Annotated in this window: 18 protein-coding genes and 1 pseudogene; 11 read left to right on the top strand and 8 right to left on the bottom strand. The window is 61.2% G+C overall.

Translation table 11 applies throughout. The annotated features are described in order from the left end of the window. Window positions 1–60: 60 nt before the first annotated feature. Together EV665_RS27045 and EV665_RS27040 are read left to right on the top strand one after the other, a co-directional pair. Window positions 61–1647, top strand: coding sequence for a Re/Si-specific NAD(P)(+) transhydrogenase subunit alpha (locus EV665_RS27045; protein WP_133036471.1), 1587 nt, complete (start codon window positions 61–63; stop codon window positions 1645–1647). A gap of 16 nt (window positions 1648–1663) precedes the next feature. Continuing rightward, window positions 1664–3097, top strand: coding sequence for an NAD(P)(+) transhydrogenase (Re/Si-specific) subunit beta (locus EV665_RS27040; RefSeq protein WP_133036470.1), 1434 nt, complete (start codon window positions 1664–1666; stop codon window positions 3095–3097). Window positions 3098–3268: 171 nt separating this feature from the next. Here EV665_RS27040 and EV665_RS27035 read toward each other — a convergent pair whose 3' ends face one another. Continuing rightward, window positions 3269–5122: a methyl-accepting chemotaxis protein gene (locus EV665_RS27035; protein WP_133036469.1), complete on the bottom strand. Its 1854-nt coding sequence runs from the start codon at window positions 5120–5122 to the stop codon at window positions 3269–3271. Window positions 5123–5350: 228 nt separating this feature from the next. After that, a complete protein-coding gene (locus EV665_RS27030) occupies window positions 5351–6274 on the bottom strand; it encodes a LysR family transcriptional regulator (protein WP_133036468.1) in 924 nt (307 codons plus the stop codon). A gap of 155 nt (window positions 6275–6429) precedes the next feature. On the opposite strand from EV665_RS27030, the gene EV665_RS27025 reads away from it, so the two are divergent. From EV665_RS27025 to traR, 4 genes and pseudogenes are all read left to right on the top strand, one after another. Next, entirely contained in the window at window positions 6430–7611 is a 1182-nt protein-coding gene (locus EV665_RS27025) for an MFS transporter (protein WP_133036467.1), read from the top strand. Between the two features lie 64 nt (window positions 7612–7675). Further along, window positions 7676–8701 (top strand): LLM class oxidoreductase, encoded by a 1026-nt coding sequence (locus tag EV665_RS27020; protein ID WP_133036466.1) that lies wholly within the window; start codon window positions 7676–7678, stop codon window positions 8699–8701. 14 nt (window positions 8702–8715) lie between these two features. Then, window positions 8716–9419, top strand: a pseudogene (locus tag EV665_RS27015) (aldo/keto reductase). 344 nt (window positions 9420–9763) lie between these two features. Beyond that, complete coding sequence (gene traR / locus EV665_RS27010) at window positions 9764–10468, top strand: autoinducer-binding transcriptional regulator TraR (protein WP_133036465.1); 705 nt, start codon at window positions 9764–9766, stop codon at window positions 10466–10468. 3 nt (window positions 10469–10471) lie between these two features. On the opposite strand, the gene EV665_RS27005 is transcribed toward traR, so the two are convergent. The 5 genes from EV665_RS27005 to traA form a co-directional block, all read right to left on the bottom strand. Further along, window positions 10472–10780 (bottom strand): transcriptional repressor TraM, encoded by a 309-nt coding sequence (locus EV665_RS27005; protein WP_133036464.1) that lies wholly within the window; start codon window positions 10778–10780, stop codon window positions 10472–10474. A 320-nt stretch (window positions 10781–11100) separates the two neighbouring features. Further along, complete coding sequence (locus tag EV665_RS27000) at window positions 11101–11730, bottom strand: TraH family protein (protein ID WP_085421441.1); 630 nt, start codon at window positions 11728–11730, stop codon at window positions 11101–11103. Window positions 11731–11743: 13 nt separating this feature from the next. Further along, a complete protein-coding gene (locus EV665_RS26995; RefSeq protein ID WP_245507847.1) occupies window positions 11744–12901 on the bottom strand; it encodes a conjugal transfer protein TraB in 1158 nt (385 codons plus the stop codon). A 28-nt stretch (window positions 12902–12929) separates the two neighbouring features. After that, window positions 12930–13421, bottom strand: a complete 492-nt coding sequence (gene traF / locus EV665_RS26990; protein ID WP_245507846.1) for a conjugative transfer signal peptidase TraF — start codon at window positions 13419–13421, stop codon at window positions 12930–12932. Between the two features lie 35 nt (window positions 13422–13456). Continuing rightward, window positions 13457–16759 carry a Ti-type conjugative transfer relaxase TraA gene (gene traA / locus EV665_RS26985; protein WP_133036461.1) on the bottom strand — a complete coding sequence of 1101 codons (3303 nt, stop codon included), beginning with the start codon at window positions 16757–16759 and terminating at the stop codon, window positions 13457–13459. A gap of 247 nt (window positions 16760–17006) precedes the next feature. Here traA and traC point away from each other — a divergent pair, with 247 nt between their 5' ends. The 5 genes from traC to EV665_RS26960 are packed head-to-tail and all read left to right on the top strand — an operon-like array spanning window position 17007 to window position 20289. Next, window positions 17007–17303, top strand: a complete 297-nt coding sequence (gene traC, locus EV665_RS26980; RefSeq protein ID WP_085421445.1) for a conjugal transfer protein TraC — start codon at window positions 17007–17009, stop codon at window positions 17301–17303. A 4-nt stretch (window positions 17304–17307) separates the two neighbouring features. Then, on the top strand, window positions 17308–17523 hold the full coding sequence (traD, locus tag EV665_RS26975; protein WP_085421446.1) for a type IV conjugative transfer system coupling protein TraD: 216 nt from the start codon (window positions 17308–17310) through the stop codon (window positions 17521–17523). Then, complete coding sequence (traG, locus tag EV665_RS26970) at window positions 17510–19471, top strand: Ti-type conjugative transfer system protein TraG (RefSeq protein WP_133036459.1); 1962 nt, start codon at window positions 17510–17512, stop codon at window positions 19469–19471. Before traD ends, traG begins: the two co-directional genes overlap by 14 nt. 9 nt (window positions 19472–19480) lie before the next feature. Further along, complete coding sequence (locus EV665_RS26965) at window positions 19481–19891, top strand: hypothetical protein (RefSeq protein WP_133036458.1); 411 nt, start codon at window positions 19481–19483, stop codon at window positions 19889–19891. A gap of 20 nt (window positions 19892–19911) precedes the next feature. Further along, the gene (locus EV665_RS26960) at window positions 19912–20289 is read left to right on the top strand and encodes a WGR domain-containing protein (RefSeq protein ID WP_371731760.1); all 378 of its coding nucleotides are present in this window, start codon (window positions 19912–19914) and stop codon (window positions 20287–20289) included. 243 nt (window positions 20290–20532) lie between these two features. On the opposite strand, the gene EV665_RS26955 is transcribed toward EV665_RS26960, so the two are convergent. After that, entirely contained in the window at window positions 20533–20772 is a 240-nt protein-coding gene (locus EV665_RS26955; RefSeq protein WP_133036457.1) for a hypothetical protein, read from the bottom strand. Between the last annotated feature and the right edge of the window lie 313 nt (window positions 20773–21085).

The following is a 21085-nucleotide window of genomic DNA, read 5'->3' as shown; positions in this document are numbered from 1 at the left end:
GGCAATTCGAAATTTCAGAACAGGATGAACCGGTTCACGCCGGTGGAGGAAGGGTTTGACATGAAGATATCGACACCGCGGGAGGTATTTCCTGGTGAATCGCGTGTTTCGATGACGCCGGAGAGTGCTCAGGCATTGCAGAAGCTTGGGTTTGGTTGCGTGATCGAAACTGGCGCCGGGTTGGCTGCCGGCTTTTCGGATGACGCGTATCGGGCTGCTGGTGTGGAGATTGCGCCGTCTGCGGCGTCGGTTTGGGCCGGGGCGGATGTGATCGTCAAGGTGCGTCCGCCGGAACCGTCCGAGGTGGCGCTGCTGTCGCCCGGCAAGACGCTGATCTCGTTCTTTTATCCGGCGCAGAACAAGGAGCTTCTGGAGGCCGCGAAGGCGACCGGCTCGAACGTGATCGCCATGGACATGGTGCCACGCATCTCGCGCGCCCAGAAGATGGACGCCCTGTCGTCGATGGCCAATATTGCCGGCTATCGCGCGGTAATCGAGGCGGGCGGCAATTTCGGTCGCTTTTTCACCGGCCAGGTGACGGCGGCTGGCAAGGTGCCGCCGGCCAAGGTGCTGGTGATCGGTGCGGGTGTCGCGGGTCTGGCCGCGATCGGAACTGCAACCTCGCTCGGCGCTATCACCTACGCCTTCGATGTGCGGCCTGAAGTCGCCGAGCAGATCGAGAGCATGGGCGCAGAATTCGTCTATCTCGATTTCGCCGATGGTCAGGGGGCAGGCCAGCAGGATGGCGCCGCGACCGGCGGTTATGCCGCGCCGTCCTCGCCTGAGTTCCGCGAGAAGCAACTGGCCAAGTTCCGCGAACTCGCACCCCAGATCGACATCGTCATCACCACGGCGCTGATCCCCGGCCGTGAGGCGCCGAAACTCTGGCTCGAAGACATGGTGGCATTGATGAAGCCCGGTTCGGTCGTGGTCGACCTCGCGGCTGAACGCGGCGGCAATTGCGACCTCACAGTGCCTGACCAGAAGGTCGTTTCGCCGAACGGCGTCACCATCGTCGGCTATACCGACTTCCCGAGCCGGATGGCCGCGCAGGCTTCAACGCTCTATGCGACCAATATCCGCCACATGCTGAGCGATCTGACGCCGGGCAAGGATGGTGTCCTCGTTCACAACATGGACGACGATGTCATCCGGGGGGCGACCGTTACCCACCGGGGAGACATCACCTATCCGCCGCCGCCGCCAAAAATCCAGGCGATCGCGGCGCAGAAGCCCAAGGAGAAGGTGAAGGAGCTGACGCCGGAGGAGAAGCGAGCAGCCGAAGTTGCCGCCTTCAAGGCGCAGACGAAGAGCCAAGGCATCCTGCTGTTCGTGGCAACCGCGCTGCTGCTGGTGGTGGGTGCGGTGGCGCCGGCAAGCTTCATGAGCCATTTCGTGGTTTTCGTGCTCGCCTGCTTCGTCGGCTTCCAGGTGATCTGGAATGTCAGCCATTCGCTGCACACGCCGTTGATGGCGGTGACGAACGCCGTCTCCGGCATCGTCATCCTCGGGGCGCTGCTGCAGGTCGGCTCAAGCCACTGGCTGGTGGTGACACTCTCGGCCCTTTCGGTGCTGGTCGCCACGATCAACATTGTCGGCGGCTTCCTCGTGACGCGCCGCATGCTCGCCATGTTCCAGAAGTCCTGAGCCAGAGGCCACCATCATGACCATCGGTATTGTTTCGGCCGCCTATATCTCGGCTGCTGTCCTCTTCATCCTCTCGCTCGGCGGCCTGTCCGGCCAGGAAAGCGCCAAGCGCGCCGTCTGGTACGGCATTGTCGGCATGGCACTCGCCGTCGTCGCCACAATCTCCGGACCGGGTGTCGGCAACTGGTTCATCATCCTGTTGATGATCGCCGGCGGCTCGGTGCTCGGCGCCTATGTCGCTTCCCGCGTGCAGATGACCGAGATGCCGCAGCTTGTCGCAGCGCTGCATTCCTTCGTCGGCCTGGCAGCCGTCTTCATCGGCTTCAACGCCCATATCGAAGCGGCCAACATTGCCGGCATGGACGAGACGGCGCGCTCGGCCCTCTCAGGCTTTGCCGGCATTCTCGCCCACAAGACCCCGGTCGAACTGGGCATCATGAAGGTCGAGGTCTTCCTCGGCGTGTTCATCGGCGCCGTCACCTTCACCGGCTCGGTCGTCGCCTTCGGCAAGCTGGCCGGCAAGGTCGATGGCAAGGCAAAGAAACTGCCTGGCGGCCATTTCCTCAACGCCGCTGCCGCCATCCTGTCGCTGTTGCTGTTGTTGATGTATGCAAATGGTGCCGGCGCGTGGACGCTGATCGTCATGACGCTGCTCGCCTTCTTCATCGGCTATCACCTGATCATGGGCATCGGCGGCGCCGACATGCCGGTGGTCGTGTCGATGCTGAATAGCTATTCCGGTTGGGCCGCCGCCGCCATCGGCTTCACGCTCGGCAACGATCTCCTGATCGTCACCGGCGCGCTGGTCGGCTCCTCGGGGGCGATCCTGTCCTACATCATGTGCAAGGCGATGAACCGCTCCTTCATCTCGGTCATCCTCGGCGGCTTCGGCGGCACGACAGGACCCGCGATGGAGATCTCGGGCGAGCAGATCGCCATCGATGCCGATGGCGTGGCGTCCGCCCTCAACGATGCCGACAGTGTCATCATCGTGCCGGGTTACGGCATGGCGGTGGCACAGGCGCAGCAGTCGGTCTCGGAACTGACCCGCAAGCTGCGCGCCGCCGGCAAGACTGTGCGCTTTGCCATCCACCCTGTCGCCGGTCGGCTGCCTGGCCACATGAACGTGCTGCTTGCCGAAGCCAGGGTGCCCTATGACATCGTCATGGAGATGGACGAGATCAACGAGGACTTCCCGAGTACCGACGTCGTCATCGTCATCGGCTCCAACGACATCGTCAACCCGGCCGCCCAGGAGGATCCGAACTCGCCGATCGCCGGCATGCCGGTGCTCGAGGTCTGGAAGGCCAAGCAGGTGTTCGTGTCCAAGCGCGGCCAGGGCACCGGCTATTCTGGCATCGAGAACCCGCTGTTCTACAAGGACAAAACCCGCATGTTCTACGGCGATGCCAAGAAGAGCATCGACCAATTGCTGCCGATGATCTCCTGAACACAAGGATGGGGCCGAAAGGCCTCATCTGTATTTCGGAGGGAACCCGTTTTCTCACCGGAAGTTGCGCACTCACCCAAACCGCAAAGAGGGGGAGGCCGATGCTCCCCGCTCTTCTATTTTCTCTGCTCTCATCCTCATCGCACAGTTTGTTTCGTCAATTTTGTAATGCTACCGACTACTGACGACCCGAAGAGGGGGGACTTGTGCCGTCCGGTCCTGCTGAGACTGGGCCGCATATGACGGATAGCGGAAGCGGCCGAGCAATTGGGCTAAGCGATCGGCTTCCTCGGCGAGGCTGGCGCTGGCGCCATTCGTCTGCACCACCATGACGGCGTTCTGCTGGGTAAACTGATCCATCATGTTGACGGCGGCGTTGACTTCTGCAAGGCCAACGGCCTGCTCGCGCGCCGATGTGGCGATTGCCTGGATGAGCTGGTGGATTTCGCGGATATGCGTGCCGATCTCGTTCAGCGACTGGCCAGCCTCCTGAACGAAATGCACGCCATTTTCCACCTCGGCATTGGAGCTGGCGATCAGTTGCTTGATGTCGCGCGCTTCCTTTGCCGTCCGCTGAGCGAGTTCGCGGACCTCCTGCGCAACAACGGCAAATCCCTTGCCCGCGTCACCGGCGCGTGCGGCCTCGACGCCGGCGTTCAGGGCGAGAAGATTGGTCTGGAATGCGATTTCATCGATCGCGCCGACGATCTTCGACATCTGGCCGGAGGACTGCTCGATCCGGCTCATCGCCTCGATGGCGCGATTGACGACATCTTCCGACCGCTCGGCGCTGCGGTTGGCAATATCGGCAATCTTGCGGGCATCATCCGCCCGTCCCGAAGCCGAGGTGACATTGCCGGTGATTTCCTCAAGCGCGGCTGCGGTCTCTTCGAGGCTCGCCGCCTGTCGCTCCGTCCTTGAGGACAAGTCGGCGCTATCGGTATTGATTTCCTTCGTCGCCCCGGCAATTACACCCGCGGTGGAGGAAATGTCGGCAAGCAGGGTGCCGAGCTGAAGGGCGGCCTGGTTGAAATCTGCCCGCAACCCTTCGAATTCGGGTGAAAACGCGTCGGCGAGCTCGACCGTCAGATCGCCGGACGCGAGCCTGTTCAGGCCGCCGGCAAGTCCGCTTGTTGCTTGTTTCAGCCTGAGTTCCGCCGCTGCTTCCGACTCGGCCTGGATCGCCAGACGCTCCTTGTCCGCTTCGATCCGCAGCTGAGTCGCTTCTGCTTCCAGGCGCGCCTTTGATGCTGCCGCTTCCTTGAAGACCTCGACGGCTGCCGCCATGGTGCCAACTTCATCTCGCCGGTTAAGATAGGGAATCGCCACATCCGTCCGGCCGGCGGTCAGATGATCCATCGTTTCACTCATGCGCAGGATCGGCCCGATGGCGCGAGTTCGCAGCATGACGAGGCCCAAGACCAGAATGGCGATCGAGGTAAGCGCCGCAATCGACCCAATGAGTTGCAGGGTCGATGCGGTAGTAAGGGCGTGGGATTGATCGGCAAGCACGGCGGTGTTAGCCAGTTTCATCGCGGATTCCATGACGGCCTGATGTTCGGCAAATCCGTCGCGCAGGTTCTGGCTGGCGATGGCGATGGCCGGCTTGTCCCGGTCTTTGATTGCCGGCTTCAGCTGAGTTTCGACAATATCCCAGAATTTGTCGGTGCTCGGAAAGACGTCTTTCGCGAGCGTCTCGCGGATCTCACCGGGAAGCGTGGAGTTCGTCCAGATCTGTTTCTTGCGTTCGTACTCAGCATGTAGCCGGTCAAGCCTGTCGAGGTTTCTTTCACTAGTGCGATGAAAGCTCATCGACTCAAGTGCCAACGCATAGGGCTGCACGAGATTTATCGGCGGTGGCGCGACGTCAGCGACAAAGTCCTTCTTCATAATAATCTCCTGATAGGCAGGGCCGCCGACATTGAACTGGTCTATCGCGGTTGCCTGGACGCCGAGCGATCCGACCGAAGCCAGGACCACGATAGAGCCCATCACTATCAACGTGGCATTCAATGTCATGCGCATGGTTACCTCCTATTTTTCCATGAGAGAATAAATTCCATTCATTTAAAATCTTGTGATATAAATTTTTATTCTTCTTGTGAAGGCGGTTGGCATGATGTGCGGAGATAATCGAGATGCCCCAGGAAGGCCATTGGCTGGTCATGCGTTGTAAGTCTTGCCCGCGGCAGATGAACACGATGATATCGCAGTAGCGGCGCATTGCTGGAAAAAGGCCGATTGATCAAAGTTTCACGAGAGCAGCTTCGGCATTCCATTTTTACTAAGATTTTGCGCCAGAAAGTCGATGAACGCGCGAATGCGCGCTGCAAGATGCTCATGTCCAGCGAAGACGGCATGAATTTCTTCAAGGTCCTCAGGATTGAAAGCCTCGAGTAAAGGGATCAATCTTCCGGCTTTGATATCCGGTTGTACATGGAATTGTCCCACCCTGCCCAATCCACTGCCGGCAAGGCAAAGTTGGCGCATGATCATACCGCTGTTGACCGCAGTGTTTCCCGCCACATGAATTCGGTACACGTCTGATGTGCCAGGGTTCCGGAATGGCCATTCGTTGAGCGTGCGCCGGAAGTTGAAGCTGAAACAGTTGTGGCTGGCCAGATCTTGTGGCGTTTTCGGCATGCCCTTTGCTTCAAGATAGGCGGGGGACCCGACGATGACTCGCCGGCTTTCTAGGAGCTTGCGCGCCTTCAAGGACGAGTCGTCCATCGCTCCAGATCGAATTGCTATATCAGTGCGTTCCTCGATCAGGCCAATGATTCCGTCTGTCAGCGAGATGTCGAGCCGAACTTCAGGATAGAGTTCAAGAAAAGCCGGTATCAGCGGAAGCAGGTGCCGCTCGCCAAAGCCTACTGACGAATTAACGCGAAGCAGTCCGCGCGGCACCACCTTGCCGCCGCTCGCCACGATCTGCTCCGTCTCGGCGATATCGGCCAGAATTCTCCGGGCCCGTGCCAGATAGACCTCCCCTTCCGGCGTCAGGGTCATCATGCGGGTGGAACGGACGAACAGGCGGGTTCCGAGCCGGTCCTCGATGCGGGTGACAAGCTTGCTGACGGCTGATGGTGAGAGTTTCAGGCGTCGCCCCGCTGCCGAAAAACTCTGCAATTCCGCAGCGCTTACAAACACTTCCATTTCACCCGTGCGATTATCCATGTGCTTGTCCTGTGAATTAAATTCAAAGCTATTTATCCAGTAGTGTCGATTATCACACAAGCCCTCTTCGACAATATTGCATCACAGCAATTCCAACCGACAGCGACGCTGTCCCTGCAACCCTCACCCGGGCGGTGAGTGGAGAGGAACCTGTCATGCCCCTAGCCATCTTCGCCTTGACGATCGCGGCCTATGCGATCGGAACAACGGAATTCGTCATTGTCGGCCTTCTGCCCACGGTGGCGAGCGATCTTCACATCACCCTGCCGCTTGCCGGCCTCATCGTCAGCGTCTACGCGCTCGGCGTGACCTTCGGTGCGCCGATCCTGACGGCGCTCACCGGCAAGATTGAAAGAAAGCCGCTGCTGCTTGGCCTTATGGCCCTGTTCATCGTCGGCAACACCGTCGCGGCCTTGTCGCCGAGCTATGAGATTCTGCTCGTCGCCCGCGTCCTTGCGGCCTTCGCCCACGGTGTCTTCTTCTCGGTGGGCTCCACCATTGCCGCCGATCTCGTGCCGGAAAACCGTCGCGCCTCCGCCATCGCCATGATGTTCATGGGGTTGACCGTCGCCATCGTCACCGGCGTACCGCTCGGCACCTATATCGGCCAGATCTTCGGCTGGCGTGCGACCTTCTGGGCCGTGGCCGCTCTCGGCATCGTCGCCCTTGCCGGCATTGCGACCCTGTTGCCGAAGACGCTGAAAAAAGCCCCTCCGGCGAGCATTCTCGATCAGGTCCGCGTGCTCGGTTCCGGCCGCCTGCTCATCGTTTTTGCCATGACGGCGCTCGGTTACGGTGGCACTTTCGTCGCCTTCACCTTCCTGGCGCCGATCCTTCAGGATGTCACCGGCTTCTCCGAATCCAGCGTCAGCCTGATCCTCGTGCTCTATGGCATCGCCATTGCAGCCGGTAATATCGGCGGCGGCAAGATCGCCAACCACAACCCGGTCAAGGCATTGATCGGTCTCTTCCTGGCGCAAGCCATCGTGTTGCTCGTCTTTTCCCTCACAGCCGTCTCGCCGGCCCTGACCCTCATCACGCTGGTGGCACTCGGCTTCCTATCCTTTGCCAACGTCCCGGGCCTGCAGCTCTATGTCGTGCAACTCGCTAAGGAACACCGTCCGGGTGCCGTCGATGTCGCCTCGGCGCTGAACATCGCCGCCTTCAACCTCGGCATTGCCATCGGTGCATGGCTCGGCGGTCTGGTCGTTGAATCGCCGCTGGGGCTCGTAGCAACCCCGTGGGTTGGTGCCATCCTCGTCGCCGTCGCCCTGCTGCTGACCATCTGGAGCGGCGCACTCGACCGCCGCGCAGCCCCCGTGCTGAAGGCCGCCTAATGCCTGAAGGCCCGGCGTATATGCGCCGGGCCGAACCCACCCGATTATATTCCGGAGAATTCTGATGTCCCCTTCAAACACAGGCCATTCTTCCGCGCTTGACCTCATTCGCAAACCCGCAGGTGGCCTGACGCTTGGCATCGAACTGCCGCTCGACAATGACTGGTCATCGGAGCGGGAAGAACAGCGCGCACGGCAAGGCCGTCCCTTCGGCGTTCCCGATCTCACCCGCTATCCCGACCTCGTCCGCCAGGTCGACCGTACCGGTTTTGCCGCGGTGTGGATGCGCGACGTGCCGGTTTTCGATCCGAATAATTTCGGCGATGCCGGTTCGGTCTATGATCCCTTCGTCAATCTCGGCTACCTCGCCGGTATCACCGAAAACGTGGCGCTCGGCACGGCGGCCATCGTCCTGCCGCTACGCCACCCGATGATGGTCGCAAAGGCCGCAGCCTCCGTCGATCAGCTTTCCGGCGGCCGACTGATCCTCGGCGTCGCCTCCGGCGACCGGCCGGTGGAATATCCGCTGCTCGGTCTCGATTTCGAGGGCCGCGGCGAAGCGTTTCGTGGTGCCGTCGCCTATCTGCGCGATGCCTGGAAGACCGGTGGTTTGCCGATCGGAGACGGCCGGATTGAACCGAGCCTCGAGCTACTGCCGAAGCCGCAGCAGACCCAGATCCCGATGATTATCGCCGGGCAGGGCCGCCAATCGCCGCATTGGATCGCAGCCAACATGCAGGGGCGGTTCGTCTATCCGAACGGGCTCGAGCGGCTTGCCGCCCAAGCCCAGGATTGGACAGCTGCCCGCAAAAACCTAGGCCTGCCGCGCGGTGCCTTTGTCAGCGCCTTCCATCTCGATCTTGCTGACGATCCGGACGAGCGACCGACACCGCGCCGTTTCGGGGCGCGGATCGGGCGCAACGCCCTCATTGATCATCTGCACGCGCTGGAAGATGGCGGCGTCGATCATCTCGCACTCCTGCTACGGCCGTCACGACGACCGCTGGATGAGGTGATCGACGAATTGTCGCGCGATGTCCTGCCTGTCCTCAACCGCCAATCCTCCCCGGCGAAGACCGCTGCGGATTAATCGGGGAAAAATCAATGCACACTGTAACCGCAAATGGCGCCACCATTCCGGCCCTCGGCTTCGGCACTTTCCGCATGCCTGGTCCTGATGTTCTCAGGATCGTTCCGCATGCGCTGAAGGCCGGTTTCCGCAATGTAGATACCGCTCAGATCTATGGCAATGAAGCGGAAGTGGGTGAAGCCATCGCCAATTCCGGCGTCGCTCGCGGCCATATCTTCCTGAACACCAAGGTCTGGATCGAGAACTATGGACATGACGCCCTCATCAAGTCCGTCGATGAAAGCCTGAAGAAGCTAAAGATCGATTTTTCCGATCTGCTTCTGCTGCACTGGCCGAATGACGCGGTTTCGCTTGCTGAGCAGATCGGCGCGCTGAACGAGGTGAAGGAAGCCGGCAAGGTTCGACACATCGGCATTTCCAACTTCAACACAGCGCTGATAGCAGAGGCAGCCGAACTCTCCAAGGCGCCGATCGTCACCAATCAGATCGAATATCATCCCTATATCGACCAGTCGACGGTGATCGAGGCTGCTAAGAACGCGGGCATGGCCGTGACCGGCTACTACGGCATGGCCGATGGTAAGGTGTTCACCGATCCGATTTTAAGGGACATTGTCGCCCTGCCGAGGAAATGGCTACCATCCATGGTGTTTCCAGTCCCAATGGCCGTATCGTTTCACCCCATGGCCTTGCGCCCGTATGGGACAAGAATACATAATTGGCGGAGGGAAGGGCGTCGAATCCCTTCCCCTCCGCTTGAGTCTTCCAACCCGTGCATGCACTCGCCGACCAGAGGCGAATGCTAATTGAACGTGCGGACGTGGCAGCGCGCAAATAGCAGAATGATTGTGTGCCGGTCTGGCGATCAACAGTATGGTAAAGCCGGCTGCGGAGGCGTTAGTGCATCTCCCTGCGAAAAAGTGGACGGTCGCAACAGCGCGGCAACATTAAGCCGCAGTCTTAGTTCCATAAACTGGATTATGCAACTTTAGATTGCATTTTAGGCTACGCATAAAGGGATCGTATGATCTGTTCCACCTGACGATCTAAAAGGAATTTCGAATGCGACACTGGCTGGACAAGCTGACCGATCTCGCCGCCATTCCTGGCGACGAAAGCATCTTGAAGGACGCGCTTGCAACCTTTACCGAACAGATCGGTTTTGGAGGTTATGCCTATCTGAACATCCAGCCAGGGCGCTCGCTCGCAATCTCCAACTATCGTCATGAGTGGCAATCTGACTATTTCGCGCGAGGCTATCTTGCGATCGACCCCGTCATTCGACGCGCCAAGTCTCTGAAACGAGCCTTCACCTGGAGCGGTAAACAGGACAACCCACGGCTATCGAAAGCGGAACGCTCGTTCTTTGCGCATGCAGCCGATTTCGGAATTCGCTCCGGCATCACGGTGCCCATCAAGGCCGCACACGGTTCCATAGCGATGTTCACGCTTGCCTCGGAGAAGCCGGCAATCGACATGGACCGCGAGATCGACCCTGTCGAAGCTGCATCCGCGGTCGCGCAACTTCATGCCCGCATCAATCTCGCTGATCCGACCCCAAGTGTCGAAGAGCCGATTGGTCTCGATCCCAAGGGGGCCGCCTATCTCAGCTGGATCGCTGTCGGCAAGACGATGGAGGAAGCGGCGGACCTCGAGGGCGTCAAGTACAACAGCGTACGCGTCAAGATCGCCGAAACAAAGAAACGATTCGACGTGCATACCTTGACCCACCTGACCGCAGTCGCCATTCGCCGAAAGCTGATCTGAGCCTCAGTTCACCGACACTTTTGGGATATAGCCGAGGATGTTGACCAGCGTGTTCACCACATACATCTGCGCGTGCATCTCCATGCAGGCTTGGATGTAAGTGAGGTGCTGAGCACCGCCAGTCGCCTTACCCGATTTGTAGTTCTCAGGCAGTGCCTGGAAGAGCCGGTCGGCCTCATCGACCAAGCGTCGATGGGTCCGAATAGCATCCACTGTCAGGCTCTCCAGATCAGCCTTGGGCAGACCCTGCGTCAGCCCGTACACGGGACGCATTTCGAGTTTATCTTCCGATGTCGGCGCGTCCGATGTCATTCGATCCAGTCTCCGGCTTGTCCGCGGTGCGCCCCCGCAAACGTTAATCCCTGATCCCAAGCCGGGGGTTGGAAACTGTACCTGGACAGTCCTGCGACCTTTAGCACCGGAGCACCTGGACATACGTCACAGGCCCCCGGCCAATCGGTCAGAGGATTCTGGTGCTGCAACGGCCGGCACCAACCGCCAGATAGAGGTTTCCACACCTCGGGGCAGCGCGTACTGCCCTATCCGCCCTTATAGAGGGCGGAGGCTGAATTCGCCAGTGCAAACATGCACATGATCACGCAGGTCGCGCTGTGAATTTCACAAAAGCAAGGTCATTCGGCTCCAATTCCTGAGAGATCGACACGAATGCCCGCCTTGTTTGGATCGTCGCCGCGCGCCTCGTCATCGACAGGATCGCTCACTTCCTCCTCGGCAGCATCTACTAACTGTTCGACAGCATCGCTCGCAGGCTCGTCCTTCTCAGGGTCCGGCACCTCCACTTCGCCAGGGTCTGCCGCCCGAAACACCGCCGTTCCCTCGAAATACCCCGTCTGCCAGGCGATGATCGCATCGTCGAGAACCTCGGGAAGAACTTCACTCTCGGTGGGATTGCCGTACCATTTGGTAACGATACGATAGACCTTGGCGAAGAGCGCTGTGCCCATCCGGATATTTTCGCAACGATCGACCAGGTCCGGTTTCAGCGCACCGGCCTCCATAACGCCGAGACCAGCCGGATATTGGGTGACGCCGACACGCACGATATTGCGGCCGACATGCTGGCGGATCAGTTCCATCGCCTCGTCGGACGTGGTGGGCTTCGGCACCAGCACCATGCGGCTTCCGGATCTTATCGTGACAGCGAGTGGATCCTGCGACCCCGCCCGCTCAATGAACTGTTCGACAATCGCGGGCTTCAAGCCCGGATCGGCGCATTGCTGGATGAGGGCGGCATCGACCATCTGATTGTCTCCGTTATGTGTTGAAGGCCATTACGACGGGCAGGTCGAAGAGCTTTGCCCAGGCGGTCACGCTCGCCTTCTGGATCGCAATGATCGAAGTGCCAGCGGTCCACCAGCCGTTACCCGTTGCGACGATGACGCCAGGGGAATGCAGCATCGACTGCAGGACCGGCCAGAGGATGAGCTGCTCGTAGCAGATGAGCGGCGCGATCCGGGTTCCCTCGCTCTCGACGACCGGATTGGCGAACAGATGGGCGCGGGCACCGCCGCCGCCCTGCCCCGTCCGCCGAAGCCATGGCTGCCACATGGAAACCGGAACCGGCATGCGCTCCTTGTAGAGGATGTCCGCTGCGCCGGAACCAACCGCCACCATGACGTTGTCGTAGCCTTGCGCATCGATGATGGCGGCGCCGGCGACGACTGTGACATCCAGCCCATTCAGTCCCTCCCGCCAAAGGCGAGCGACCGTCGGCGTCCAGAAACCGAGCGCGCTTTCGGGAAGGATGATGACGCGGGTTCCCTTGCCTGCCGCCTTGCGCACAGTTGCGATCAGGTCACTGTGATACTCGAGCGACCCATCGCGACCGAGCATCTGGCCGTATTCAAGATCGCCGCCGCTCCACGCTTCCGGTAGGTTCGGATCTGTCCACGATGCGGCGGACCACAGCCAGAAGCCGCAGAGGGCCATTGCCACAGCCGGCCATAGTCTCGTCACCATGACGAGCAGGCCGGCTGCAGTCGCGAGCAATCCCCACCATCCCCATCCGGGAAACAATACGCCGGCTGCGGTCAGCGGATGCGCCCACCCCGTGATCCCAAAGGGCGGCAGCCCCGTCAGCACCGCCGCCGCCAGATAACGCACCGGTCGTCCTATTCCCGAGTGGCCCCTTCCCGGATGCCTTGTCCAAAGAGCCGCATGCACGGCGACAAAGGAGAGTGAGGCCGCGAACCAGAGCAGGAAGCCCGGCCAAAGATCGGCTGAATAGAAGTTCGCGACACCCTGCGGCAGGCCGCGCGAGGCGGCCAGGAAGTAGCCCGCCGACACGAGGGCCGCGACCGTGCGCGATGGCGACATCGCCCAAAGCGCCGGGAAGAGCATCGCGGCCGGAAGAGCGAGCACGTTGCCGCTCCAGCCGACTGAGCCGCAGACGACGGATGCGACGATGAGCAACTCAAATCGCCAACGATCAGAAATGCGATCACGGATCGAAGGTGAGGATCGGCCGGGCGAGGCCGAGAAGGCCGCTGTCGGGGACAGGTCCGAAGTATCGGGAGTCATAGGAGCTCGCAAAAGAGGAGTGGAGATAGAGATGTCCTGATGGCACGATGCCACCAGGATATGGCGTGATCGTCCTGCCCTCTCCGTCCGTCTTCCGGACGACGGATGCGGCAAGGGAACGGCCTTCGATCACGACGTGGTCGGTAACTTCGACATGCTGTCCGGGAAGCGCTGCGACGGTCTTGATCAGCGGCGCGAACCCGCCGGCGCACAAGCCCCGTCGGAGATATCCTCGCAGTCGCGCTTCCTCGAACTTTGCGGTCGGGGGCGAGCAGATGAAGACGAGATCTCCTGCCTCGACCGGACGATTGAGTTTCTCGATGCGCCAGAGCCCGAGCGGCTCGCTCGGCGTCAGGTTCAGCCGATAGCCACCGACGACCGCAGCCGTGATGAGGCCCGCGATAGCAACCATTGACGTGCTCAACAGCATGATCGCACCGCGCCGCTTCATTGCTTCACAACCGGAGTCTGGCGTTGCGCGAGACGCAGTTCCTCGACCTGCCGCAGGGTCTCGGTGGTACGCTCATGGGCGGCGACCTGCTGGGCCGTGCGCATGACCGGCCAGGCTTCCTTGAGACGTTCCTTCTCCTGTGGCTGCATTCCCTCGGAGAGCTTGTCGAAGAGTTTGCCCGATGGCTCACGTGCGGCATTGGTCAGCAGGGTGCGTTCGCCGAAGCGTTCGGTGACGGCCTTGTTGAACCCGTCGATCTCCAGCTTCGTCTCGCGGTTGCTCAGCGCATATGCAAGGGCGGCGGGAAGATCGTTGCGGTCGATCGCATCGCGCACGCGCTCGAGCACCGCGCGTGCATCAGGCGACAGGGCCGGGATGTCGATCGAGACGCGCTGGCGCAGCGCCTGTTCGTCAGCCGCCATGCGCTGTGTGGCGCTTTCGCGCATGTGGAGATAGCGTTCGAGGTCGCGCTTCAGGGCGGGCACATTGATCTCGGCGACGCGTCGCGCCTCGCGCTCCGTCTTGCTGGCAAGAATGCCGGTCTTGCCCCTGAGCGGACCGATCGACGTCGGCTCGGCCTCAAGCTTCTGAAGCACCTGTCGCGCCGCGTCCCTGTCGGCCAACATGGCATCAAAGTTCATCGCCCGAAACGCCGTCTCGGGATCAGCGAAGACATAGCGGAAGCGGATCGAGACCTCCTCCCATTGCTTCTTCAGCGCCAGATCGGCGTCGAGTTTTTGCTCAACCGTGTCTGCAACGGAATTCTCGAACCGGGTGATGCCGGCGACCATGGGTTTCGACTCCTTAGCTGATTGGGTTGGCGGGGATTGCCGCAGGCCGAAACGTTCACCGAGTTGGCGAAGGCGGTTGGTGAGATCGGTGAGCTTGCTTTTCTGGCGCAGCGTCCAGTCGAGCCGGTCGCGCAGCAGCGTCCGCGCAGCCTCACCGATGCGCAGACCGCGGTTTTCGGCGAAGCGAAGCGCCTCGCGGTAGAGCGTGCCGCGCTCATAGTCGAGCGTTGTTTCCTTGGCGTTTCGCCGGGACAGGATCTTGGTGAGCCCACCGTTCATTTCGAAGGAGCGGCGCCCGAAATAGACCTGAAGGTCCTCTCGATGGCGCGTCATAGCGACATAGGTCAGGTGGCGATCCAGAGAGAGTGAAGCCAGCACTTTCACCCGGTCGACAGTGGCGCCCTGGCTCTTGTGGATCGTGGTGGCATAACCGTGATCGACATCATTGTAGAACCGCTGCTCGACCGTCACCTGCCGGCGCTGATCGCCCTCGCCCACGACCGCGACGATGCGGCTGGGCGCGGCCTCGATCACGCGGCCGATCATCCCGTTCTTGACGCCGAGCGAACCCTCGTTCTTCAGGAAAACGATCTGATCGCCGGCGTCGAACTGGCGAATGCCGTCGGCGGTCCTGAAGACGTGTCCCTCTCCGACGATACCGCGCTCGACGAGCTTTTCGCGGGCCATGACATTGAGCATGCGGACGTCGCGGCGCAGATGCGCCAGCATCAGCATCGACTTCGTGGGATCGTAGTCGTGGTTCCAAGCCGAGATGAGGCTTTCGACGGCTTCCGACTTCAGCTTTTCTCCAACGACATGACCGCGGGTGCGATAGGCCATCAACCCCTGTTCTATGTTGCCGCGCGCGAGATCGAGCGAGGCATGCCGCATCCACTCTTCGCGCTGGCGGTAGATCGTCTCGAGCTCGGCATAGCCGATACGATCGACGATGGCGCGGAAGGCAGCGCCCGCCTCGATCGGCTGAAGCTGCTCGGGATCGCCGACCAGCACGATCTTCGCGCCGGCCCGGACAACACCATCGACAAAGCCCGCCATCTGTTTCGAGGCGACCATGCCGGCCTCGTCCATGACAAACACGGTCCTGGCGTCGAGCGTGTCACGGCCCTGTTGCCAGCGCAGCTCCCAGGAAGCGAGTGTGCGGGAGACGATGCCCGCCTCCTTCTCCAGTCCCTCGGCCGCCTTGCCGGCAAGGGCGCCACCGACCACGCGATATCCGGCGAGCTCCCAGGCCTCGCGCGCAGCCTTCATCATCGTGGTCTTGCCTGCGCCGGCGCGGCCGACCACGGCTGCTATCCGCGCGGAACCGGCAATCCGTTCGATCGCCGCCTTCTGCTCGTCGGACAGGCGCGCATGTCGCGCGAAGGTCGCCGCCAGCACCTTGTCATCGACGTCATGGGTTTCACGGCCCGACAGCCACATCGCCTGCCGCGCCATCGTCGCTTCGAGCCGGATCATCTCCCGTGTCGAATAGCGCGCCGGCACCTTCGCGCCGGTGGCGAAGTCGATCGTGTCGCGCTGGAGGCGGAGAACTTTGGGATTCAGGATGATACTTAACATCAGCTGCTGGAAAACAGCCGGGTCATCGATATAACGATGCAGAACTTTCGCGACATCGCGTTCATCGAAGACGCTCTTCTCCCGCGTGATCAGGTCGACCACAATCCCGGGCTTGCGAAGAATACGACGCGCATTCTCGCTGCGGCGTTTCTCATTCAGCTCGAGCCGTTCCAGCTCCGGCCGAACGCCCTGCTTCTCCGCCTTCCGCTCGATCGCCTTTGCCCCGACGCCGAGATGGATGGTCGGCTCCAGATTGATGCCCTGCTTCTCGTAAGATCGACCATCGACGCGCAGCGAGATCCCGTTCAGCGCCAGGTGATGGTTGAGACGCTCGAACCAGGCGTCACGAAAGGCATTGAAGTCATCCGTCCCGCCGGCCCATAGCTCGTAGACGATCTTGCCCGCCTTGTTTCGCAATGGCTGTCCGTCTTCGCCTGTTACCGCGACCTTCTTCGCGCCGAAGCCGTCCTCGGTCAGCGGACGCAGGGTCGTCATCAGGTGGATGTGGGGATTGCCTGGATTGTCGTGATAGACCCAGTCCGCGACCATGCCCTTCGACAGGATGTGCCGCTCCACGAAATCCCGCACCAGTGCGATGTTCTGCTCGGGCGTCAGTTCCAGCGGCAGGGCAATGGTCAGGTCTTTGGCGAGCTGGGCATCAGAGCGTTTCTCGTAGGCCTCGATCTTGTTCCAGAAGGTTTCCGAAGCACCGGCAATCGAGCGATCGGCTATCAGCATCCGCGCCCATTTCGGGGCACCGGCCGGTAGGAGAAACTCCTCGTGCAGGAGCCCCTGTTTGCGCGTGTAGTCGATGGTGCGGGCCTCGCGCTCGTACTCCATCTTCGCGCAGTGCCGGTAGGCGGCCGACAGCACGGCACTGCGGCCGTCGCCGCGGCTGACAATGCTGACGGAGAAGTGGGCGATGGCCACCGCGGCGAGTCTCCTGGTTCGAACCTCGTTCGTCGGGAGCTGGGCAGGCCGTTCAGGCCTCAGCGCAAGGCGTCGCGTCAGCGACGTATAATTGCGCCCTTGGAACCGCTCCTTCGGAACGGCCGGGATGATGGTCCAAAGTGTCGGCCTTGCCGACGTGCAAATCTGCACATTTCCTTGGCTAGGCATCCGGAGGAGTTTTGGCGTCGCCCATGCAACGCCAAAACCACAAAGGAGTGCCACCGAAATGAAGAAACCGTCGTCGAAGATCAGGGAAGAAATCGCCAGGCTCCAGGATCAGCTCAAAGCAGCCGAGACACGCGAGGCCGAGCGCATTGGCAGGATCGCGCTGAAGGCCGGCCTCGGCGAAATCGAGATCGAGGAAGCCGCACTTCAGGCAGCGTTCGAGGACATCGCCGGGCGGTTTCGCGGAGGCAAGGAAGTTGCGACCGGGAAGAAGAATGCCGGTGACGGCAGGACCGGCGGCGACACGTCCACGGCGGTCGCGCCTGGCGAGGATGCGGGCGGCGCTGGCGAGGCTTGAGCGGATGCGGCAAACCAATTCGAGCGACGCGCGAAAGAAAGACACGCGCGAGAAAATCGAGCTCGGCGGCCTGATCGTGAAGGCCGGGCTGCGCTACGAGAAACGGGCACTGTTGCTCGGCCTGCTGATCGACGCCGCGGGGCGCATCCGCGGAGACGAAGCCGAGCGCTCGCGCCTGACCGCAATCGGCGCAGAGGCATTCGGTCATGACGGTGAATAGGCTCCTTCTCACAATCCTGCCAGCCGCATTCATGATCGCAGCCATGCTGGCAATGTTCGGCATCGAAACCTGGCTCTCGGGTTTCGGAACGTCGCCCCAGGCGAAACTGATGCTCGGCCGGATCGGCCTCGCCCTGCCCTACACCGCGGCCGCAGCGATCGGCGTCATCTTCCTGTTCGCGACGGCGGGCGCGGCAAACATCAAGGCAGCCGGTTGGAGCGTATTGGCTAGTGCTTTCGTCGTCTGCATCGCGGCGATCGCACGCGAAGGGTGGCGGCTCTTTGCTCTTGCTGATCGGGTGCCTCAAGGCCAGTCGGTTTTCGCCTATACGGATCCGTCGGCGATGCTCGGCGCATGCGCCGCCGTCTTGAGCGGGATCTTCGCACTGCGCGTCGCGACCAGGGGGAACGCCGCCTTTGCGAAAGCAGCGCCGCGGCGGATCGCGGGGAAGCGGGCCGTGCACGGCGAGGCCGACTGGATGAAGATGGCCGACGCCGTCAAGCTGTTTCCCGATGCCGGCGGCATCGTGATTGGTGAACGTTACCGCGTCGACAAGGACAGCGTAGCGGGGATGCCGTTCCGCGCCGGTGACGCGCGGAGCTGGGGCGCCGGCGGCAGGTCTCCCTTGTTGTGCTTCGACGGCTCGTTCGGTTCGTCGCACGGTATCGTCTTCGCCGGTTCCGGTGGCTTCAAGACGACCTCGGTGACGATCCCGACTGCCCTTAGGTGGGGCGGCGGCCTCGTGGTGCTCGATCCGTCGAGCGAGGTCGCGCCGATGGTCGTCGATCATCGGCGCAAGGCCGGCCGAAACGTGATCGTGCTCGATCCCGCCACGCCCGCGATCGGTTTCAACGCGCTCGACTGGATCGGCCGACACGGCAACACCAAGGAAGAGGATATCGTCGCGGTGGCGACCTGGATCATGACCGACAATGCACGCACGGCGTCGGCCCGCGACGACTTCTTCCGAGTATCCGCCATGCAGCTCCTGACGGCGCTGATCGCCGACGTCTGCCTGTCCGGGCATACGGACGAGAAGGACCAGACGCTGCGCCGCGTCCGGTCAAATCTGTCGGAGCCGGAGCCGAAGCTCCGCGAGCGCTTGACACGGATTTATGAGCAGTCCGAGTCTGATTTCGTGAAGGAGAATGTTGCCGTCTTCGTCAACATGACACCGGAGACCTTTTCCGGCGTCTACGCCAACGCGGTGAAGGAAACGCACTGGCTGTCCTACCCGAACTATGCGGCGCTCGTGTCGGGCAACAGTTTCTCGACCGACGATCTCGCGGGAGGCGGCACGGACCTGTTCATCGCGCTCGATCTCAAGGTGCTGGAGGCACATCCGGGGCTGGCGCGCGTTGTGATCGGCTCGCTGCTCAATGCCATCTATAATCGCAATGGCGAGGTCGCGGGAAGGACGTTATTTCTGCTCGACGAGGTCGCCCGCCTCGGCTATCTGCGCATCCTCGAAACGGCGCGCGACGCCGGCAGGAAGTATGGCATCACGCTCACCATGGTCTTCCAGTCGATCGGCCAGATGCGCGAAGCCTATGGTGGCCGTGACGCGACAAGCAAATGGTTCGAATCCGCATCGTGGATCTCGTTCGCGGCGATCAACGACCCGGACACGGCCGACTACATCTCGAAGCGCTGCGGCGACACGACGGTCGAGGTCGACCAGACAAACCGCTCCACGGGAATGAAGGGATCGTCACGCTCGCGCTCGAAGCAGCTCAGCCGTCGGCCATTGATCATGCCGCACGAGGTCCTGCGCATGCGCGGCGACGAACAGATCGTCTTCACATCAGGCAATCCGCCGCTCAGATGCGGGCGCGCGATCTGGTTCCGGCGTGACGACATGAAGGCTTGCGTCGGCCAGAATAGATTTCATCAAACGATCCCCGGACCAGCGACAACCCGCGCGGCCAATCCCAGCCATAACGAGTGAGCAAAGCACATGAAGCACTGGAGAAAGACATGGTATTCGCTTGTCGGCCCATTGATGATCTGGGTCGCGTTCATCATAGCTGCGCCCTTTCTGAGTGCCAGCGCGATCATCAGCGCAGACATTCTCCCACCACTTGGCATCGTTCTCGTCAGAACCGTATGTCTCTTCTGCGTGCTTGTGCTCGCACCGCTCGCACCGCTCGCAGCACTCGCTGAAATCGCGCCACCCTTCGTCACGCGGGAGGAGGTGCGCTGGCGCAATCGCAACAGCGACACCCTCTTCGAAATCGACGTGGTCTGGCAGGACGTTCCGTTTCTCCCGCCAATCTTCAACCGCATTCGCTCGACGCCGACGAAGCACAGAAGGCAGGAAAAGACGGAGGGCGTCGCGATCGTAGAAGCGAGACCATCTACGTCTTGATTCAGCCGATTGATCTAAGGTTGGCAACGCCGACCATTCGACCATCCATCAACGACATGAATCAATTGGCGTCGACCGATTCACATCTCTCGTTGGACCCGGACTCTCGTCTGCGCGATCCTGCCTCCATGATTGCACAGCCCTATCACCTCTACGTTGAGAAAATAGACGCTTCGAAAAACATGGCCCGCTACTATGCCATGTCTATCGAGCCTACGCTGTTCGGGGATACCTGCCTGACCCGACGTTGGGGACGTATCGGCACGGGAGGCCAGAAGCTGGCGCATCATTTTCAGTGCGAGGAGGAGGCGGTCGAACTCTTTCTCGCCCTTCTGAGGCAGAAGCGCTTGCGCGGATACGGGTCGAAATATAACTCCGGGCAAAGAATGGTTGGCTGACCGGCAACAGGTGGAGCCCGCCGGCGATCCGATGAATGAACCGGCCCGATGGATCGGACGGTTTGACGCTTTGCGCGGCAAAAGCCCGCGCCGGGGTTCGATGCCCCGGCGCGGGCTCCAGCCGGCAAATTTGGACGGCATCTTCAACCAGCCGATCACGTTGGCAGGTTGCGCGGAGAATTCCTGATCAGAGTCACCCTGCGAGAAGGGCCGGTTCCGGCCCTTCTCTGTCAGCCCCGCGATCTAGGGCCGTTTTGAATAAAGCGGCATGATGCGCTTCTTCGTGAGGCGGTCGCGTGTCGTGGTGAACATGGAGCCATCCCATTCCCGCCACGTTTCCCAGCCGTTGATGGTGGCGCGTCCATACCAGACGCGCACCTTGACGGTCATTTCATCGATTTCCTCGATGATGGAGACGGTGAGGCTGCCGCCGAGGTTCGAGGTAGTATCGTACACCTCAACTTCTTTTTGCCGGTCGGTCATGTTCAGACCTCCGAGCGGATGATTTTTGGACGGTCTTGCTGAATGCGAATGTTGAAGCCCGCGACACGAGTGCCGATAAGGCCTGGCCTATCGATATGCTCGAAGGCGGGATCGAAGACGGCCCGAGAAATCAGGAACCGGTCAGCGATGACATCTATGGAATGTGTCGGGGATACGCTGTCGCCTTCGCTGTCGCCAAACCGCAGAACATGGGCAGCGTCAGCACGTTTTGCCGCAAGCCGTGTTCGTATTGCCGATGGCCCTCCACAGCGCATCCTCGACAAGGGCCAACAGCATATGCCCGGCGAAGAGG

Source organism: Shinella granuli (genome assembly GCF_004341885.1).
Taxonomy (GTDB): Bacteria; Pseudomonadota; Alphaproteobacteria; order Rhizobiales; family Rhizobiaceae; genus Shinella; species Shinella granuli.
This window is presented reverse-complemented; position numbering and strand designations above follow the sequence as displayed.

Coding starts and splice junctions, on each gene's coding strand:
- EV665_RS27045 (WP_133036471.1), top strand. CDS start 61: ATGAAGATATCGACACCGCGGGAGGTATTTCCTGGTGAATCGCGTGTT.
- EV665_RS27040 (WP_133036470.1), top strand. CDS start 1,664: ATGACCATCGGTATTGTTTCGGCCGCCTATATCTCGGCTGCTGTCCTC.
- EV665_RS27035 (WP_133036469.1), bottom strand. CDS start 5,122: ATGCGCATGACATTGAATGCCACGTTGATAGTGATGGGCTCTATCGTG.
- EV665_RS27030 (WP_133036468.1), bottom strand. CDS start 6,274: ATGGATAATCGCACGGGTGAAATGGAAGTGTTTGTAAGCGCTGCGGAA.
- EV665_RS27025 (WP_133036467.1), top strand. CDS start 6,430: ATGCCCCTAGCCATCTTCGCCTTGACGATCGCGGCCTATGCGATCGGA.
- EV665_RS27020 (WP_133036466.1), top strand. CDS start 7,676: ATGTCCCCTTCAAACACAGGCCATTCTTCCGCGCTTGACCTCATTCGC.
- traR (WP_133036465.1), top strand. CDS start 9,764: ATGCGACACTGGCTGGACAAGCTGACCGATCTCGCCGCCATTCCTGGC.
- EV665_RS27005 (WP_133036464.1), bottom strand. CDS start 10,780: ATGACATCGGACGCGCCGACATCGGAAGATAAACTCGAAATGCGTCCC.
- EV665_RS27000 (WP_085421441.1), bottom strand. CDS start 11,730: ATGGTCGATGCCGCCCTCATCCAGCAATGCGCCGATCCGGGCTTGAAG.
- traF (WP_245507846.1), bottom strand. CDS start 13,421: ATGGTTGCTATCGCGGGCCTCATCACGGCTGCGGTCGTCGGTGGCTAT.
- traC (WP_085421445.1), top strand. CDS start 17,007: ATGAAGAAACCGTCGTCGAAGATCAGGGAAGAAATCGCCAGGCTCCAG.
- traD (WP_085421446.1), top strand. CDS start 17,308: ATGCGGCAAACCAATTCGAGCGACGCGCGAAAGAAAGACACGCGCGAG.
- traG (WP_133036459.1), top strand. CDS start 17,510: ATGACGGTGAATAGGCTCCTTCTCACAATCCTGCCAGCCGCATTCATG.
- EV665_RS26965 (WP_133036458.1), top strand. CDS start 19,481: ATGAAGCACTGGAGAAAGACATGGTATTCGCTTGTCGGCCCATTGATG.
- EV665_RS26955 (WP_133036457.1), bottom strand. CDS start 20,772: ATGACCGACCGGCAAAAAGAAGTTGAGGTGTACGATACTACCTCGAAC.